The following is a 16576-nucleotide window of genomic DNA, read 5'->3' on the forward strand; positions in this document are numbered from 1 at the left end:
AGCAGAAAAAGCAATTAACGGCTCTAAAGGTTCATTTATTTGTTGCATTAAATAATCCGGAATTTTTCAGAGGAATTAATTATCAATTGATAACCTATTACTTTTTATTTGATTAATGGACTTTGAAACAATTTTTCTTTACTCAGAATATCTGAAGAAATAAACATTTAAATACATATTTTATTAATTTTTTGTCTCGGTTGATCAATACTCTTCAACAACGATTATTTTGAATTAAAAAATTTCTTAAGATCAGAAATATTTTTAATTTTTAGTTCTTCTGCCTGCTTTCTCCGCATCATCAGTGCGTAAGAATTATTGAATCCCAACGGTTGTAACCATTCAATACCATATTGCTTTTTAAATTCTGAATTAACAAAATCAAATGTTCGTTGCGGACTTCGGGAAACATCATGTATTACTTTTGATGACGGTTTTAGTAAAACCAGAAGACCTGTTCCGGTATATTCTGGGTAGAAATCGATGGCATCATTCGTTAAAGCATCGAAACATATTTTTGTTCCGCCCAACCCTGTTTTGGTTTCTACTTTATAACTTGTGTAGCCTTCAATCAACATTTTATACATTTCGACAAGAATATATTGTTCTCCAAAAATCTTCGAGCCAATTTTTATGGTTTGAGATTTTCTTTGATCAGATTCTTTATATAAATTGTTTTTAACTAAAAAATCTTTAGCAATTTTTTCCGGAGTTTGGTTAAGATAGTCTGATTTATAATTCAAATCTGTCATTATCGAATCATTAAATTTTCCGGATAAAAGATTCAACGTTTTTTCTAATTCAGGAAATTTTTTAAGCGTTTTGGTTTTAATAATTGGAGCAGCAAAATAAGGTGGAAAAATCTTTTTGTCATCATTCAAAACATATAGATCAAAAGCTCTAATCCTACCGTCGGAAGAATAGCCACTAATTACATCCAGGTCTTTTTCATAAACCGCTTTGTACATAATAGCATCATTTACAATTACTGGATTTACATTCAATCCATATACCGATCTAAGTCCTAAATCACCATCTTGTCTGCCCATAAACTCAGGAGTAAAACCTGCTTTAATTTTATTTTCAGAGGTTGATTTCACAAGATAAGCTCCCGCCGTTATAATTAATAAAGCTGGAAGAATATATTTCAATCTCTTTACTAATTGATAGCCTGATTTCTGCAAAAGGGCGATCATTTGGTCTAAAAGTATGGCAAGCAAAGCGGCAGGAATTGCACCTGCTAAAATCATGTTCGTATTATTTAATGAAATTCCTCCAAAAATAAATTCACCCAGGCCTCCTGCTGCAACAAACGAAGCTAAGGTTGCCACCCCAACGTTGATAACAGCTGCAGTTCTTATACCTGCAATAATAAAAGGCATTGCTAAAGGTAGCTCTACCTTTAACAGCAATTGTTTCCTACTCATTCCCATCGCTTTAGCTGATTCAATAATATCTGAATTAACTTCTGTAATACCTGTAAAAGTATTCCGAATAATAGGTAAAAGAGCATAAATTAACAATGCAACAATAGCAGGGGTAGCTCCAATGCCAAAAGCCGGAATCATAAAACCTAGTAAAGCAATACTGGGTATAGTTTGTAAAATTCCTGCAATACCTAAAACCGGGCTTGAGAGTTTTCTTTTCCTTGCAATTAAAATTCCTATAGGCAAGCCAACAATAATTGCAAAAAACAGTGAAATAAAAGTAAGCCCCAAATGTTGAACAATCTGCTCAAATAATTTGCTGTGTTGCTCGGTTATAAATTGCCAAAAGCTTTGCTGACTCATATGATTTGTAGTTTTCGGTAATCATTAAATGCCCTTACAAGATTTTCATAATCTTCTAAAAACAAATTATCAGTGCTTAATTTCTGAAAGACATCCCACAGACTTGTATGCTCCGAGAATTTAAATTTTTCATATAAACGGCTGAAATCAATATCATTTTTCATATCTTTTAAAGTAGCCACCTTATATTCTAATAAGAGTCGGTTTTCGGCAAAAAATTTTTTTACAAAATCATTTTTTTGCTGGTAAAGCATTTCTTTAGGAGTTCCTGTCTGTATTATTTTACCTTCATGCATTAAACAAATTTTGTGTCCTAGTTCAAATGCTTCCTGAATGTCGTGAGTAACCAGAATGATTGTTTTATTTTTCAGTTCACCCAAAGATTTAAATTCCGAGTGAATATTAGCTTTTGTAATATTATCCAAAGCTCCAAACGGCTCATCCATTAGTAAAATCGGCGAATCTGCAATGAGCGCACGCGCGATTCCGACCCGTTGTTGTTGCCCACCACTCAATTCATTAGGAAATCTGTTGAGAATATCTTCGGGAAGATGCAGCTTGTGGATCAGTTCTTGGGTTCGGCGCTTTGTTCTTTTTGTGTCCCATTTCAATAAATCAGGAACAACCGCTATGTTTTGCTGGATTGTGTAATGTGGAAACAATCCTGAATACTGCATAACGAAACCTATTCCTCTGCGTATTTCTTCCGGTTTTTGTTCAAGAATATTTTTGCCGTCAATAAAAATTGCTCCGGCGTCTGGTTCTATAAGCCGATTAAGCATTTTCAATGTCGTTGTTTTTCCACACCCGCTGGTTCCCAACAACACTATAACTTCCTTATCATTTGCTTGAAAAGAAATATTATCAACCGCTTTCTTTCCGTTAAAATTTTTTGAAACTGATTCTACTGTAATCATGATTAAAAATTATTGAGCAAGCCTTATTCCCGTAAACTGCCACTGCAAATGAGTAGGAAAAAAATTTCTGTAGGTATTTCTGCTGTGCCCAATGGGTGTAGCAATTGAGGAACCCCGCAAAATAGTTTGATTGACCATAAATTTACCATTATACTCACCCACTGCTCCGGATTGCTTTTTAAATCCGGGATAAGGCAGGTAGGCAGAATTTGTCCATTCCCACCGTTCTCCCCAATTGAAATGTTCTGATGCAATCTCCCATTCTGCTTCTGTCGGAAGACGTTTCCCCTTCCAAGCGGCAAAAGCAGATGCTTCAAAAAAATTGATATGACAGACTGCCTCATTTAAATCGATCTCTTCCAATCCTCTTAAAGTATAATTTAGCCATTTTTCATCTATAAAATGCCAGTATAATGGAGATCTTGCATTATTCTGCTTTACCCACTCCCAACCCTCAGCATGCCAGTATCGAAAATCTTCATACCCTCCAGCCTCAATAAACTGCAAATATTCTTCATTGGTAACCAGTTGATCAGAAATTTCGAATTCATTGAGATAAACTTTATGTCTTCCTAGTTCATTATCGAAACAAAATCCTTCTCCATTGAAGCCAATTTCGTAAATTCCTTCTGGAAAATTAATCATTTGCGGATTTTTTTTGCTTTCTTTTTTTGAAATATTTTCTTTCTTGTAGGGTGGAAATAAAGGGTTATGTCCTAAAATATATTTAATATCTGTGAGTAGTAATTCCTGATGCTGCTGTTCATGATTAAGGCCCAATTCGATTAAGGATTCTAATGACTCGTTGAGGTACCCGCTTTTAAAAAATTCTCCCATCTTTTCATCAACGTATTTTCTATACTTAAAAATATCCGATACAGATGGTCTGCTAAGGTTTCCTCTGTCTGTGCGGATTACACGAGCTCCAATGGTTTCATAATAACTATTAAACACAAAGTTATACTGTTCATCAAAAACTTTATATCCCGGAAAGTTAGGTTGTAAAATAAATGTTTCGAAAAACCACGTTGTATGTCCCAAATGCCATTTGGGTGGGCTTACATCTATTATAGGCTGTACAACATAATCTTCAATCTCAAGCGGCCTACAAATTTCTACAGAATGATTTCTTATTTCTGAGTATTTTTCTGCCCAATTTTTAGTGAAATTTATATCATTTGGTAACTTAACTGTTTTCATACAAATCATTTTAAATTATATCATCCAGATAGAATCTACAAACCAATTTTTAGAGTCATTAATTTCAGTAACAATATGAAATCCTGAATTTCCTGCAAGGCTTCTAATATCTTGCCGGGAGAATTTCTGAGAGATTTCCATGTCAATCAGTTCATTTTCTTTGAAATGAAAACGGTGATTTTCTATGCAAACTGTCTGATCGCAAAGACTTACCAAAAAACTTTTGCATGCTCCTGAAATTGGATCATATGTTTGATAGTGCTGAAACTGTTCCAACATAAAGTTTGCATTCAGTTCACGGTTTATTCTTGTAAGTAGATTAAGATTAAATGAGGCCGTAATGCCGGCAGGATCGTTATAAGCATTGAGAATAGTCTGTGGATGCTTCTTTAAATCAAAACCTATTATAAACAAATCTCCGGGGTTCAGTTTTCGTTTTAATTCACTGCAAAAATGGATTGTTTCTTTCATATCCATATTTCCGATATTGCCCCCTAAAAATAATACTACCTTTTTTCTTTCAGAAATACGAGTCGCTTTATCAAGCATATCGAAATATTCGCCTTCTAAAGGATAGATTTCCAATGTTGGAATCTTTTTACTTAGACTGTCCTGCAAAACAGAAAGGATATTGCCGGAAATATCTATGGGCATATAGGTAAAACTTGTTCTTTTTTCAGCCAGCGTTTCAAGTAAAAAAGAAGATTTCATCGCATCTCCGGCTCCTAGTTCTATCAAATCAAAAGATTCAATACCCTTAGAAATAGCATTAACGATCTGTTCTGTTTTATTCTTAAATATATCTAATTCACATTGTGTAAGATAATATTCCGGCATGTTCATAATCTGCTGAAAAAGATGATCTCCTATTTTGTCATAAAAATATTTTGAAGATAATTTTTTTGGATAATTAGATAATCCGGAAAAAATATCCGCACGGAAATCAGAAACATAGTCATTAAGCTGAATATTCTGTTGTAAGTTTATATTCATAGTTCATATTTTGTTTGGTTTTTATCTAAATACAACTATCTTGCCGCCGCAGGAATTACTCTCCTTCCCTCATGATGTTTTATAATTTCATCTCACTTAAAGATAAGATTTATTTTAAATTTTATTACTCCGTTTTAAATAATCAAATCCAATTTTCTATCAAAACCTATTTATTTTTTTCAAATTATAAGTTAAATATCAATTATTGAAGTCTTTTATTGAGTAATTTAGCATTGGATTTAAAATGCGTTAAGATTTCTATGAAAAATATTTTCTTTCTATTGCTTATTTCAGCGGTACAACCTGTGTTTTCACAAACGAAACTCGAAAAAGCACTCACCAATCTTGAAAATAATTACGAACAGGAAAAAGTGTATCTCCTTACCGATAAAAAGCAATATGTAGCCGGCGACCAAATTTGGTTTAAAAGTTTTGTGTTTGATGGTTATAACCGTTCAGCACTTTCTACCACGTTATTTGTAGAATTATACGACGCTGATAAAAAACTGATCGATTGGAAAACCATACTTCTTACCAACGGCGAAGGAAGCGGAGATTTCAAGCTTAAAGAAAATCTTCCGGAGCAAGTATATTTTGTACGAGCTTATACTCCTTACATGACGAATTTCAATGAAGATTTTCAGATTGTTAAAACGATTCCGATTTATAATCCTAATTCAACGGAAACACTGGAAATTACCAAAAGTTCTGACTGGTCTGCCAAAGCTTTTCCGGAAGGCGGAAATTTCATTAACGGAATTCCTACAAAATTTGCGGTAAGATTATCCAGCAACTCCGCTTTACCCGAAACCTGGAGCGGAAAAATCATAGATGCACAAAATCCAAACACAACCATCACAACTTTTACTTCTTTCGATAAAAATGTCGCTTCTTTTAAAATAACTCCATCTTTAGGAAAAAAATATCAGGCAATTATTCAGGATAATACTGGAAAAAAGCAAACCATTGATTTACCAGAAGTAGCAAGCAGCGGATTGAGTTTAGAAATTGTAAGTTCCAAAGATGGAATTAAATACAGTTTGAAAGGAGTAAATTTAAAACAACAGCTTCAGAACTATAAAATCATAGGAACCATTAATAACCATTTGGCTTACAAAGCGAATATCAATCAGTTAATTAATGAAGCTTCGAGCCTTATTCCGACAAAAATAAGCAACGGAAATAATGGTATTTTTCAACTGGCAATTTTTGATGATGAAGATAATTTGGTGGCAAAAAGACTTTGTTTTATAAAACCTGACAATCTGAAAATTGAAAAAGCAGAAATTATTGGTCAGGATTTGAAACATACGCCAAGATCTTTCAACAGCATTGACCTTTCGCCAGAATCTTATTTTAAAAATTATACCGTTGTCGTAAGCGATGATGATGGCAGCAATACTCCGGAAGAAGAAAATCTACTGAGCGGACTTTGGTTAACGGGAGATTTTCATTCAAAAATAGATAGTCCGGCGCAATATTTTTCTAAAAATGCCAACAGCGAAGCTCTAGATGCCTTGCTTATTTCTGAAAACTGGGGAAGATTCGACTGGAATACTGTACTTAACGGACCTATTCCTAAACTGAAAAACAATTCTCAAAAATTTCTTTCTTATAGAATAAAACCTCTTAAAAGCAATGCTTTGTTGAGAGATGCAACGGTAAATTTGGTATTGAAATTAGGTGAAAATCAGCCAACGATTAATCCTTTCAAAACAGATCAAAATGGATATGTTTATTTGAATAATGTCAACTTCAATGAACCGCTGAATGTTTCCATCTTTGTAAACGCAGATAATAAAGAATCGAGCACGGATAATCTTTTTGTGACCGCAGAACCTTTAATTGTTCCCACTCCATTTACAGGGAAATTTCCGACTACAAAATATAAGCTGGTAACGGCTTCCGGCAATAAGAAGATTTCACCATCAATTTCAAGAGCTATCAATACTCAGAAAAATATGAGAAAAGATGAAAATATTGATGTGCAAATTGAAGAAGTAAAAATAGTCGGTAAAAAAGCTGACCCAAAAGAAGAACTCGACAAACAATTGTCTACCGGAATGTTTAGTTCTGTAAATTCTACCGTTTTTGATTTTGTAAATGAAGATCAGCATGCTGAAGGATTTAATAATATTTTTGACTGGCTACAAGGCAGAGCGGCGGGTTTAACGTTTCAAAGAGATAATTCGGGGGTGAATGTTCCTTATATTCGTAATTCGCAGGCTAAGTTATATTTAGATGAAGTTCAAACAGATCCATCAATGATTTCGAGCCTTCCCGTAACAAACATTGCAATGGTGAAAATCATCAAAGGTGGCGGATTGGTAGGCGATGCCGTGGCAATCTATACTTTGCGAGGGAATATGAAATCTAAAACCAATGAAAAAGAAGCGACTAAAAACAATTCGACAACGATAAAAGGATATGATAAACCTTCAGAATTTCCGCTTGAAATGTTGAATGATGACGATTCTCCAAAGAAAATAGAAAACGATACACGAGAAACATTATACTGGAATCCGAATTTGTTTGACAGCGATTATGTTCCGCCAAGAATTAAATTTTACAATAACGATACAGCAAAACAATATAAAGTATTGATTATAAGTTTTGATGAAGATGATAATTTGCTATATGATCAACAAGTTTTAAAATAATTTTACGATTATTATTTAAATTCAATACAAAAAATTCCGCACTATTGTAGCGCGGAATTTTTATTTAAATATTTTTCATTTTAAAACTTAAAAAAGAAAAAAGCCACTGCCGCCCATTCTTTTTTGACGCCTTTGGCATAACCGATTGTACTACGGCTGCTATTTTCTACCGTTCCGTCACTTTTTACATAGCCAATTGTTGAGCGGCTGCTGTTCTCAACCGTACCGTCACTCTTCACGTAACCTACTGTAGAACGGCTTTTATTTTCAATCGTTCCATCACTTTTAATATAACCAATCGTACTGCGACTCTTGTCTTCAATTGTTCCGTCACTTTTAATATAACCAACCGAGGAATGGCTACTGTTTTCAATGGTTCCATCTGATTTAATATAGCCAGTTGTACTACGGCTTCCGGATTCTATGGTTTGGGCTTTAGTAAGCGAAATACTAACTAAAACGACTGATAGAATTAAAAGTTTTTTCATACGGTTGATATTTTTTTCAAATTTAAAAATTATTTTGAGTTATGAAATGAATGCATGTTTTTAGACTTAATTTAGGGTGCATAAATTGCAATACAAATAAAATATTCATGGTGAAACTGCCATTTTCTGATGAATGATAAAATCTTTTCTCAACTTTTCTTCAGCTTCTTTGATTTGAATTTTCTTTAAAGGATTTCCTGCAAACCTTTCATAAACAGAATTAGCATTATCAAATGTAATTTTCTCAACAGAATAAATTTCTTTCGGAATGTTACCGCCAAACCACAATTCATCGGGCTTTTGCTTCCACGTTACTTCATATAAAACTGCATTTTTCGGATAATTGGAATCTGAATGTTGTTTTGCATAATCAAAAGCAATTTCATTTCCATATAAAGTTGACATTGTGCTGTCTTTTGGTTGAATTGATGACGTGATTGGGTTCATCAACAAAGGATTTTCCTTTAATTCATCATTTTGTTGAACAGATGCTTCGATATTAAGAAACTCTTTTGATTTTTGTTCGCAGGAAATGATGATTGCCAGTGCGAAGAATAGAATCATATTTTTCATTATTTCTGAATTTTTTTAAGTTGAGAAATCAAATACAGAGGCGAAGTAAACACATAATCCCGATTTTCCATCGGTTTGTGACATTCTATACATTCTTTATCAAAATCAGGCGTTTCTCCGTAAGGTTTCAGGTTATTTCCTTTCCATCTTCCCCAAGCCCAACCTTTGGTTTTCTCATATTTTTTTGCATCTTTTACCATCAATTCCACCTGAATAAATTCTCCGGTTGCAATACTTCCATCGTTATTGACTCTTTGTTTCCAAGCGGTTTTTGCAAAAGAAGTTCCATCCGGCCACGGATTCGTATGTTTCTCCTGAATCGCTTTTATCGCAATATCATTTCCGAAAATAATGCGCATCGTTCCGTTATCAAAACGGTCTGTTGTGCTGATCGCTTTCCAGTTTCGGTAATCAGGAATATATTGCAAACCGTTTGGTGAAGGTTTTACAGTTTGATGCTTCAGTTCACCATTAACCCACGAATTGTATTGCTTTTCCGCCGAATTGATTTGCGAACTGTCTGAAACTTTTCTTGGAGAAAGTGACAAAGCATAATTTTTAAGAATTTCAATTTGATGCTCATTTAATTTTGCAGAAGAATGTACCGAAGCATAGCTCGGAATCGGCATTTCACCCGATAAAACTTTATTAATCGCGTAATAAATCGTAGAATTCTGCTGAGGTTTTGGCCACGAATTCCATTTCGAAAAATCAAATGCTTCACGACCTTCTTTGATGTGAGAATTGACCAAAAAATTCGCAGGCGTTATTTTATCATACCAACGTAAATTGGCTTCCGAAGAATGACAATCAAAACACGAATTTCTAAGAATTGTATTGACATCTTTGGGAACATTCACAAGGTCTTGCGTAGGTTTTCCGTCATTAATATTTTCAGGTCTGAAAAATTGAATGAGCAGAAAACAAGCAAGTAAAATCCAAATGAGTTTATTGATGTTTTTCATTAGATTAATTTAAGAATTAATTATAAATCTACAATCATACCTTTCCACGTGGGTCGTCGATATGAATTTTTGAAACGTCATAACGAACACCTTCTCGGTCAATAATTCTAACATTTTTCACAACGGTACTCAAAGCTTTTAAAAATGTTTCTGAGTTTTCGTGGCGCTCATACGCTTCTTTATCTTTCCAGCCTTCCAAAAGATGAAATGTATTTTCATCTGTCAAATCCTGCGAGAAAGCATAATAAATACAGCCTTCAAGTTCGTTTGCAGCAATCATTTCGGGAATAACGGCGTCAATGAAAATTTGTCTGTCTTCGGGATGCACTTTGTAATAAGCGCTTACCGTAATTTCTGTCGTTTGTGTTTTATCGTGGTTATTGGATGTTCCAATTTTTTCTAAATGATTCATACTATTTTATTTAAAATTAAAGATTAAAGAAAAGTCACAAACTCATCAAATGGTTTGCGTACTTTTTCCTGATTAAGATTCCAGTCGTTTTCAGTATCTCTGTAGCCTAAAGCCAACAACATTGAACTTCGTAAACCTTTAGATGAAAGTTTCAAAAACTCATCAAGTGCAATTGGGTTAAAGCCTTCCATCGGTGTAGAATCTATTCCTTCCGAAGCGGCTTCAACAATCGCTAAACCTAAAGCAATATTTGCCTGTTTTGCTGCGTGATGATAGTTTTCCTCGATGCTCATATTTCCGAAAAACTGTTTTGAAAATGCTCTTTGCTTATCATAATGAGCAGAATCTACATTGCGTTTTTCTGCCAGATAATCGAATACATTATCAATTCTTTCTTTAGAATATTCATCCCAAACCGCGAAAACCAAAAGATGCGATGATTCTACTACTTGAGGCTGATTCATTGCTATCGGTAAGATTTTCTTTTTGATTTCGGGATCACTGATGACGATGATTTCGTAAGGTTGTAGTCCAATTCCTGAAGGCGCCAAATGAGCAGCTTCCAAGATGATGTTGATTTTTTCTGAGGAGATTTTTTCGCCCGTCATTTTTTTTGTGGCGTATCTCCAGTTCAGTAGTTCTAATATATTTTTCATTTGATTTTATGTTTTAAATCAAGGCAAATGATGATTCACACTTACCTTGATTGGTTTATTTAAAAAACGCCTAATTGTCCTAAAAGTATCGTTCCCGCATTATAACAGTGGAATGATTTTACTTTTCCGTTTTCAATTTTGAAGACATCACAACAAGGCACTTCGATGGTTTTTCCAGTTGGTTCCAAAGTTCCAGATGCTAATTGAAGAGGACCGTTATGAGTTCCGTTCAATGACAATTCTACGATGACTATATTTTCATCTTCCAAGACATACAATTCGTATAATTCTCTGTGCATATCCGGACATGCGGTAGCAAAAATATCCACAGGTTTCCCAATATCTTCACCGTAATATTTGGTTCCGGAAGATACATCCCAGAAATATCCGTCTTCTGCAAAAAGTTCTGCAAATCCTTTTGAATCCTGAACTTCAGCGATTCTGTACAATTCGCGGATTAATGTTTCGTTGGCTGAATTTTGATTGATTACTGATGCTTTCATATTGTTTTATTTTAAATGTTAAAGATTGAGTTTGATTGAAATTTTTATTGTTCTATTTTTTTAAACGCAAAGTTTTAATTCAACTTTATCCATTATTTTTAGAGGGCAAAGGCAAATAAAATTTGCTTCGCGAAACTTGAAAACAAAGCTTCATCAATCAACTTGTTGATTTTTCTTTGCTCACTTAAATAATTAAAACTTTAAATAAAATCTTTGCGTCAAAAAATAAATATTGAGTTTATTAGGAAATGAGAGATTTTAATTTTTGTTATCTACAAAAACGTACAGTTTCACAGCTTTTCCATTTTCAAAAACGAATAAATCCATTCCTGTTACAGCATCAGGTTTTTCAGGAGTTCCGTTTTGCCAGTACAGTCTTGCAATGTTGTGATTGACGTCTATGGCTTTGATGTGAGAAAATTTAGAATTCGGACTTTTCTGTTGCAATCCATCCACAAAACCATTGATTTCTTTATGACCGATTGCAATAAAATGACTGTCCACCATTTCAATATCATCTGCATAGATTTTTGACATTAAAGCTTCACGTTTTTTAAGGTCTCTCTCGTTCCAAATTGCTAAATGTCCTTCTACTAAAGATTTAATTTCTACTTCAGAAAGTGGTTTAGCATCTGATTTTTCCTTTTCATTTTTTACAGCATCTTTCGGTGACCATAAAATTGTTGCCGGACTTTTTTTCTCATAGCCTTTTCCGTTCGGGTAAGAAACCAATTCCATTTTAGAACCCCAAGGTGTTACAAAATAAACCCAAGTTTCACCTTCTGTATCTCCTGAAGGCATTAAAAATGGTTCTCCCAAAAATTGCACGCCTTTGCTTTTAAGATAAGCGACACTTTTGCTGATGTCATTCGTATAAAAAGCAATATGACTTGCTCCGATGTCGTCTCCTCCGGGTTGTTGAGAATTGCCTTTGTTGTCTTGATATTCGAACAATTCGATGTTGGCTCCTGTTCCTGCTTTTACCATTTTGATGGTTACGGGACCGGTTTTCGCATTCATATGATTGTTCTTTTTCCAAGCATCATCCAAAGGAATCGGACCTAAAGTTGTAACTGCTGAAAATCCCAAAACGTCTGTGAAGAAATTAACTGCCTGTTTCATATTAGGAACGTTGATTCCCACGTGGTCGATTCCAAGAATCCCTGTTTTTTCCTGCGCTGAAGTGTTTGAAACAGCTGTTGATAATAAAAGTGCACTTGCTACTGCTGTTGCGTTGGCTTTGATTTGTTTTTTTAAATTATTCATTGTGATCATTTTTTTGTTGTTATTGTATGAAGCAAATTTCCAACATTCAGTAGCCTTCTTCCATTGACAAAAGCTTGAAAAAAAAGCAAACAAATGTCAATGAAATGAAAAGCTTGAACAGCTGAGGTTTCACTATTCGATACATTACGAATTGGAAAAAGCCAATAATGATTGATTTTTTAAAGGAATGCTTTGATTTTTTAAAACATCCGTTTACCACTGCAAACTAATTTTGTCATAGAAAATTTACCTGAGAGTCAGGTTAACATTATTTAATCTTAAAATTATTTTAAAATGAAAACTAAAGAACAAATTAAAGTTGCAGCACAAAATGCATTTAAAAATCATCTTGAATTTTTATCTACCGGCCAAATCGAAAAATGGGTAGAGCTGTTTGATAATAATGGTGAACTGGAATTTCCCTATGGTCCGAAAGATTTTCCTAAAAAAGTAAAAGGAAAACAAGAATTATTTGAGTATATGAAAAATTTTCCTAAACATTTTAAAGTAGAGTTTCAAAATCTTCACTTCCACGCTACAGAAGATCCTACGCTGGTAATTGCAGAATTTACAAGTGAGGGAAATGCAATATCTACAGGTAAGCCTTATAATCAGAAATATATTTCTGTGGTAACCACCGATACAGAAGGCAATATTTTAAAGTATGTAGATTTCTGGAATCCTATGGTTGCCCTGGAAGCCATCGATGCTCCTTTGAGTGAATTTGTACAAGATTAAATTAATAGCAGTAAATAGTCCGAATGCTATTTCGGACTATTTATCTTTTTTCTTTAAAATATCTGTGTGGTAAAAATTATTAGTTTTGTTACTGTAAAATATTTACTGAAAAGGTTGATGCTTTTAAAAATGACAAAACCAGAAACATTAGAAGAATATTATGCGAAGTATAATTTCATTAAAACCCCTGACTTAAGCAGAGAAGAGGGACATTTTAATGTTTTTAAAATTGAAGCGCTTTCTCCGGAATACGCCAATACAATCACATACGGACGGAAAGATTATTTTAAAATATGTTTGGTTACCGGAAAGAGTAAAATTCACTATGCTGATAAGAGTTTCGAAATTCTTCAAAACGGACTTTTATTTGCAAATCCTCTCATCCCTTACAGCTGGGAGCCTTTAGAGACAAAGCAGGAGGGATTCAGCTGCATTTTTACCGAATCGTTTTTCAATGAATTTGGACATTTAAAAAAGTATCCTGTTTTTCAGCCAGATGGATATCCCGTTTTTGAATTGGAAGTGTCAGAAAAAAACACCCTGACAAAAATTTTCACTGAGATTATGAGTGAAAAGAATTCAAATTTCGAATTTAAGGATGATGTTATCCGGAACAATGTTTTACAATTGATTCATTCGGCTTTAAAAATGCGACCATCTCCCCATTTAATGGTAGAAAAAAATACAGCCGCAAACAGGATTACAACACTTTTTTTAGAGCTTCTGGAAAATCAATTTCCAATTCGCAACACCCTCAACGGATTACGTTTACGAACTGCATCCGAATTTGCTGCGCAAATGGCTTTACATGTCAATCATCTTAATAAGTCGGTGAAGGAAGTTACTCAAAAAACCACTTCAGACCTTATTTCAGACCGGATACTTCGTGAGGCTAAGATTATGCTTAAACACAGTTCGTGGGCGATTTCTGACATTGCATATAGTCTAGGTTTTGAAGGACCATCTCATTTTAGTACATTTTTTAAAAAGCGATTGCAGATTTCACCAAGTCAGTTTAGGGGAACAAAAGAGTGATTGAAAACATCATAATTAAGTCCGTCTTCAAAAACAAATATTTTTTTACATGTTATTTTAAAGGCAACGATGTGACAACAGCAAATCCTTTTCCATTGACAATAGTTTCACAATAAAACAGACAAATGTTGAGGGGTTTTATTTCTTAACCATATTTCTACGCAGTCTGGTAAGGGTTTCGGGAGTAATTCCGATATAAGATGCAATCATATGTTGCGGAATACGGTTGACAATATGAGGATACTTTTCAAGGAAATTCTGATATTTTTCTTCTGCCGTAAAACTGATATTGGCCAAAATTCTCCCTTGAGAAACAATAAAACTCTTCTGAATAATCTGATTGACCATTTGGTTCAGTTGAGGGATTTCTTCGCAAAGCTTCTCAAAATCTGCTTTTTCAATTAAAATCAATTCTGTAGGTTCGATAGCGTCGATATTCAAACGAGACGGAGTTCCATTGATTAAACTTTCACGGTCGCCTGTCCAATAATTTTCGGGAGCAAAGTTGATGATGTGTTCTGTTCCGTTTTCAGCGATGGAAAAAGTTTTCACCAAACCTCTGCAAATAAAAGCGTTGTAATGCCAAACTTCGCCTTCCTGGGAAAGGAATTGTTTTTTACGGAGTTTTTTCAGTTTGCAAACAGATTCTATTAATTGTATCTCCTCATTAGAAAGTTCTATTTTGTCGGTAAGGTATTTTAGGAAAATTTCAAACATTGATTTTCAGTTTCAGAACAAATTTAATGATAATCACTCTAACAAAGATTATTTTGGAAGATTTTACGTTTGAATAAATTCAAAATATAATCAGAAAGAGAAATTAATTTTAAGTAAATCTTAATTATATAACAAAAACCTCCGTATTGGAGGCTTAATTTTCAATATGCTAAAATAAGTTGATATAATTTTTTGCCTTAATTTGAAACCTTATAGATATAGAAAGAAGCGATACTAGACCCTAATAAACCCACAGACAGCGCATTAGAACCTGTAAGCCCAAAGGAAATTTTGTCGCCCGCCTGAAATGTGTACACTGAATTAATACTCGTTTCCGAAATTGTTAAATTCAAAAGAACCAAATTCGCTCCGCTGAATGCTCTGGAATCTATTAAAGTAGCTATTCCCGATCGGGTTCGCGTTATTCCTATTCCCGGTGTATTGGCGAGAATTTCTGCCTGTAAACCTGTACCATATCTGAAAGTAAACCCTAAAGCATATGTGCCGTTAGACGGTATGGTATACGTATTATCGGTGTCTGAAAATAAAGCTGCGCTGCCTACCGTTCTTTCTGAATTAAGGAAATTAACCGCTCTAAACCCTGTCGGGAACAATCCTAAACTTAATAAGCTAATTCCGGCTGTTTTTTTGGCAGCATACATTGAAGTATTAGTCGTACCCGATGTATTCACCGCAGTTACAGCAGCATCAATAATAGTTTGCGGAGGAATCTGAGAAACAAGAAAATCGCCTCCCGGATTTTGGTTGGATGCTAAAATTTGATAGCCTGGCAAAGCCGTCGCCGTAGGAGTTTGTCTGATTTTCAGCGTGCCATTTACGTCGAGAGTCGCTGCTGGATTAGCAGTGTTTATTCCGACTTGGCCGAAAATACTGTACGGAATAACCGCAAGGATAATTGTAAAAATCGTTGCTTTCATGAGTAAATTTTTTATAGTTTTCATGAAATATGATCCAAAAAACATGCCTTTAGGTTTAAATAAAATTAATATTTAGCTTATTGTGGCATCAAAATATTAATCATTAAATTAAATTTAATAAATAAAATAAACAATAAAACATATTTTAAGGAATTTATTTTAATTGAATACATTATTATTCATCATATTTCTTCTTATTAGTTTTAATTCAAACTAATTTTATTATATTTGATAGAAGAAAGATATAATCTAGATCATAGAAAATGGTAAACGAAAAAGACAATATCAACGAGCTGGCTCTGAGTCTTGGTTTTGCCATGACCGAAATGAAAACTAAATTTCGGCAGAAAATACAGGAAAAAATCAATGAACATGATCCTAGTTTTTCTTACGAAATGCTGGAGATATTGGGCTTGATCTGGCGAGGAAATGACGGCATCAATCAGCAGGAGATCGCCAACCAGATCAGTAAAGATAAATCGAGTGTGACCTATCTTATCAGTAATTTGGTAAAACGCGATTTGGTTTTAAGAATTGAAGATACCAATGACCGCAGAAATAAAAAGATTTATCTTACCGAAAAGGGAAATAAGATCATGGAAAATGTATTTCCGTGGGTTTTAGAATTATATAAAAAAGCCGCCGGTGATGCGAAAAAAAGTGAAGTAAAACAAGCTTTTGATCTCATCAAAAAAATGACAAATAATCTCGATCAACTATAAAAA

The 16576-nt window shown here is 34.0% G+C and carries 17 protein-coding genes; 4 read left to right on the top strand and 13 right to left on the bottom strand.

Features of this window, described 5'->3' with window-relative positions; all coding sequences use genetic code 11:
• Positions 1–224: 224 nt before the first annotated feature.
• From ABEG63_RS11715 to egtD, 4 genes are read right to left on the bottom strand one after another with little or no spacing between them, the layout of a single operon-like run.
• A complete protein-coding gene (locus tag ABEG63_RS11715; RefSeq protein ID WP_346584957.1) occupies positions 225–1790 on the bottom strand; it encodes an ABC transporter permease/substrate-binding protein in 1566 nt (521 codons plus the stop codon).
• On the bottom strand, positions 1787–2707 hold the full coding sequence (locus ABEG63_RS11720; protein WP_346584959.1) for an ABC transporter ATP-binding protein: 921 nt from the start codon (positions 2705–2707) through the stop codon (positions 1787–1789). The genes ABEG63_RS11715 and ABEG63_RS11720 overlap by 4 nt, the downstream gene beginning before the upstream one ends.
• A gap of 9 nt (positions 2708–2716) precedes the next feature.
• On the bottom strand, positions 2717–3907 hold the full coding sequence (egtB, locus tag ABEG63_RS11725) for an ergothioneine biosynthesis protein EgtB (protein ID WP_346584961.1): 1191 nt from the start codon (positions 3905–3907) through the stop codon (positions 2717–2719).
• A 15-nt stretch (positions 3908–3922) separates the two neighbouring features.
• Positions 3923–4900 carry an L-histidine N(alpha)-methyltransferase gene (egtD, locus tag ABEG63_RS11730; RefSeq protein ID WP_346584963.1) on the bottom strand — a complete coding sequence of 326 codons (978 nt, stop codon included), beginning with the start codon at positions 4898–4900 and terminating at the stop codon, positions 3923–3925.
• Positions 4901–5160: 260 nt separating this feature from the next.
• On the opposite strand from egtD, the gene ABEG63_RS11735 reads away from it, so the two are divergent.
• Positions 5161–7560 (top strand): hypothetical protein, encoded by a 2400-nt coding sequence (locus ABEG63_RS11735; RefSeq protein WP_346584965.1) that lies wholly within the window; start codon positions 5161–5163, stop codon positions 7558–7560.
• Between the two features lie 80 nt (positions 7561–7640).
• Here ABEG63_RS11735 and ABEG63_RS11740 read toward each other — a convergent pair whose 3' ends face one another.
• The 7 genes from ABEG63_RS11740 to ABEG63_RS11770 all read right to left on the bottom strand — a co-directional run bounded on the left by ABEG63_RS11740 (position 7641) and on the right by ABEG63_RS11770 (position 12423).
• Positions 7641–8048: a 5-fold beta-flower protein gene (locus tag ABEG63_RS11740; protein ID WP_346584966.1), complete on the bottom strand. Its 408-nt coding sequence runs from the start codon at positions 8046–8048 to the stop codon at positions 7641–7643.
• A gap of 105 nt (positions 8049–8153) precedes the next feature.
• Entirely contained in the window at positions 8154–8621 is a 468-nt protein-coding gene (locus ABEG63_RS11745) for a hypothetical protein (RefSeq protein ID WP_346584968.1), read from the bottom strand.
• Positions 8621–9586 (bottom strand): heme-binding domain-containing protein, encoded by a 966-nt coding sequence (locus ABEG63_RS11750; RefSeq protein WP_346584970.1) that lies wholly within the window; start codon positions 9584–9586, stop codon positions 8621–8623. The genes ABEG63_RS11745 and ABEG63_RS11750 overlap by 1 nt, the downstream gene beginning before the upstream one ends.
• A 34-nt stretch (positions 9587–9620) precedes the next feature.
• Positions 9621–9998, bottom strand: a complete 378-nt coding sequence (locus ABEG63_RS11755; protein WP_346584972.1) for an antibiotic biosynthesis monooxygenase family protein — start codon at positions 9996–9998, stop codon at positions 9621–9623.
• A 23-nt stretch (positions 9999–10021) separates the two neighbouring features.
• Positions 10022–10654: an NAD(P)H-dependent oxidoreductase gene (locus tag ABEG63_RS11760; RefSeq protein WP_346584974.1), complete on the bottom strand. Its 633-nt coding sequence runs from the start codon at positions 10652–10654 to the stop codon at positions 10022–10024.
• Positions 10655–10713: 59 nt separating this feature from the next.
• A complete protein-coding gene (locus ABEG63_RS11765) occupies positions 10714–11157 on the bottom strand; it encodes a nuclear transport factor 2 family protein (RefSeq protein WP_346584975.1) in 444 nt (147 codons plus the stop codon).
• Positions 11158–11415: 258 nt separating this feature from the next.
• Positions 11416–12423, bottom strand: a complete 1008-nt coding sequence (locus ABEG63_RS11770; RefSeq protein ID WP_346584977.1) for a VOC family protein — start codon at positions 12421–12423, stop codon at positions 11416–11418.
• A 294-nt stretch (positions 12424–12717) separates the two neighbouring features.
• On the opposite strand from ABEG63_RS11770, the gene ABEG63_RS11775 reads away from it, so the two are divergent.
• Together ABEG63_RS11775 and ABEG63_RS11780 are read left to right on the top strand one after the other, a co-directional pair.
• Entirely contained in the window at positions 12718–13161 is a 444-nt protein-coding gene (locus ABEG63_RS11775) for a nuclear transport factor 2 family protein (protein ID WP_346584979.1), read from the top strand.
• Between the two features lie 129 nt (positions 13162–13290).
• Positions 13291–14196 (top strand): helix-turn-helix transcriptional regulator, encoded by a 906-nt coding sequence (locus tag ABEG63_RS11780; RefSeq protein ID WP_346584980.1) that lies wholly within the window; start codon positions 13291–13293, stop codon positions 14194–14196.
• Positions 14197–14334: 138 nt separating this feature from the next.
• On the opposite strand, the gene ABEG63_RS11785 is transcribed toward ABEG63_RS11780, so the two are convergent.
• Entirely contained in the window at positions 14335–14913 is a 579-nt protein-coding gene (locus ABEG63_RS11785) for a Crp/Fnr family transcriptional regulator (RefSeq protein ID WP_346584982.1), read from the bottom strand.
• Between the two features lie 197 nt (positions 14914–15110).
• On the bottom strand, positions 15111–15851 hold the full coding sequence (locus tag ABEG63_RS11790; protein ID WP_346584983.1) for a hypothetical protein: 741 nt from the start codon (positions 15849–15851) through the stop codon (positions 15111–15113).
• Positions 15852–16114: 263 nt separating this feature from the next.
• Between ABEG63_RS11790 and ABEG63_RS11795 the strand changes: the two genes are divergently transcribed.
• Positions 16115–16573 (top strand): MarR family transcriptional regulator, encoded by a 459-nt coding sequence (locus tag ABEG63_RS11795; RefSeq protein WP_267402485.1) that lies wholly within the window; start codon positions 16115–16117, stop codon positions 16571–16573.
• Positions 16574–16576: the final 3 nt, after the last annotated feature.

This window comes from Chryseobacterium sp. C39-AII1 (genome assembly GCF_039672645.1).
Taxonomy (GTDB): domain Bacteria; phylum Bacteroidota; class Bacteroidia; order Flavobacteriales; family Weeksellaceae; genus Chryseobacterium.

Excerpts from the sequence above, each read along its gene's own strand:
- ABEG63_RS11795 (WP_267402485.1), top strand. The coding sequence starts at position 16,115 with ATGGTAAACGAAAAAGACAATATCAACGAGCTGGCTCTGAGTCTTGGT.
- ABEG63_RS11765 (WP_346584975.1), bottom strand. The coding sequence starts at position 11,157 with ATGAAAGCATCAGTAATCAATCAAAATTCAGCCAACGAAACATTAATC.
- ABEG63_RS11720 (WP_346584959.1), bottom strand. The coding sequence starts at position 2,707 with ATGATTACAGTAGAATCAGTTTCAAAAAATTTTAACGGAAAGAAAGCG.
- ABEG63_RS11790 (WP_346584983.1), bottom strand. The coding sequence starts at position 15,851 with ATGAAAGCAACGATTTTTACAATTATCCTTGCGGTTATTCCGTACAGT.
- ABEG63_RS11735 (WP_346584965.1), top strand. The coding sequence starts at position 5,161 with ATGAAAAATATTTTCTTTCTATTGCTTATTTCAGCGGTACAACCTGTG.
- ABEG63_RS11760 (WP_346584974.1), bottom strand. The coding sequence starts at position 10,654 with ATGAAAAATATATTAGAACTACTGAACTGGAGATACGCCACAAAAAAA.
- ABEG63_RS11780 (WP_346584980.1), top strand. The coding sequence starts at position 13,291 with ATGACAAAACCAGAAACATTAGAAGAATATTATGCGAAGTATAATTTC.
- ABEG63_RS11770 (WP_346584977.1), bottom strand. The coding sequence starts at position 12,423 with ATGAATAATTTAAAAAAACAAATCAAAGCCAACGCAACAGCAGTAGCA.
- ABEG63_RS11775 (WP_346584979.1), top strand. The coding sequence starts at position 12,718 with ATGAAAACTAAAGAACAAATTAAAGTTGCAGCACAAAATGCATTTAAA.
- egtD (WP_346584963.1), bottom strand. The coding sequence starts at position 4,900 with ATGAATATAAACTTACAACAGAATATTCAGCTTAATGACTATGTTTCT.
- ABEG63_RS11715 (WP_346584957.1), bottom strand. The coding sequence starts at position 1,790 with ATGAGTCAGCAAAGCTTTTGGCAATTTATAACCGAGCAACACAGCAAA.
- ABEG63_RS11740 (WP_346584966.1), bottom strand. The coding sequence starts at position 8,048 with ATGAAAAAACTTTTAATTCTATCAGTCGTTTTAGTTAGTATTTCGCTT.
- ABEG63_RS11785 (WP_346584982.1), bottom strand. The coding sequence starts at position 14,913 with ATGTTTGAAATTTTCCTAAAATACCTTACCGACAAAATAGAACTTTCT.
- ABEG63_RS11755 (WP_346584972.1), bottom strand. The coding sequence starts at position 9,998 with ATGAATCATTTAGAAAAAATTGGAACATCCAATAACCACGATAAAACA.
- ABEG63_RS11745 (WP_346584968.1), bottom strand. The coding sequence starts at position 8,621 with ATGAAAAATATGATTCTATTCTTCGCACTGGCAATCATCATTTCCTGC.
- egtB (WP_346584961.1), bottom strand. The coding sequence starts at position 3,907 with ATGAAAACAGTTAAGTTACCAAATGATATAAATTTCACTAAAAATTGG.
- ABEG63_RS11750 (WP_346584970.1), bottom strand. The coding sequence starts at position 9,586 with ATGAAAAACATCAATAAACTCATTTGGATTTTACTTGCTTGTTTTCTG.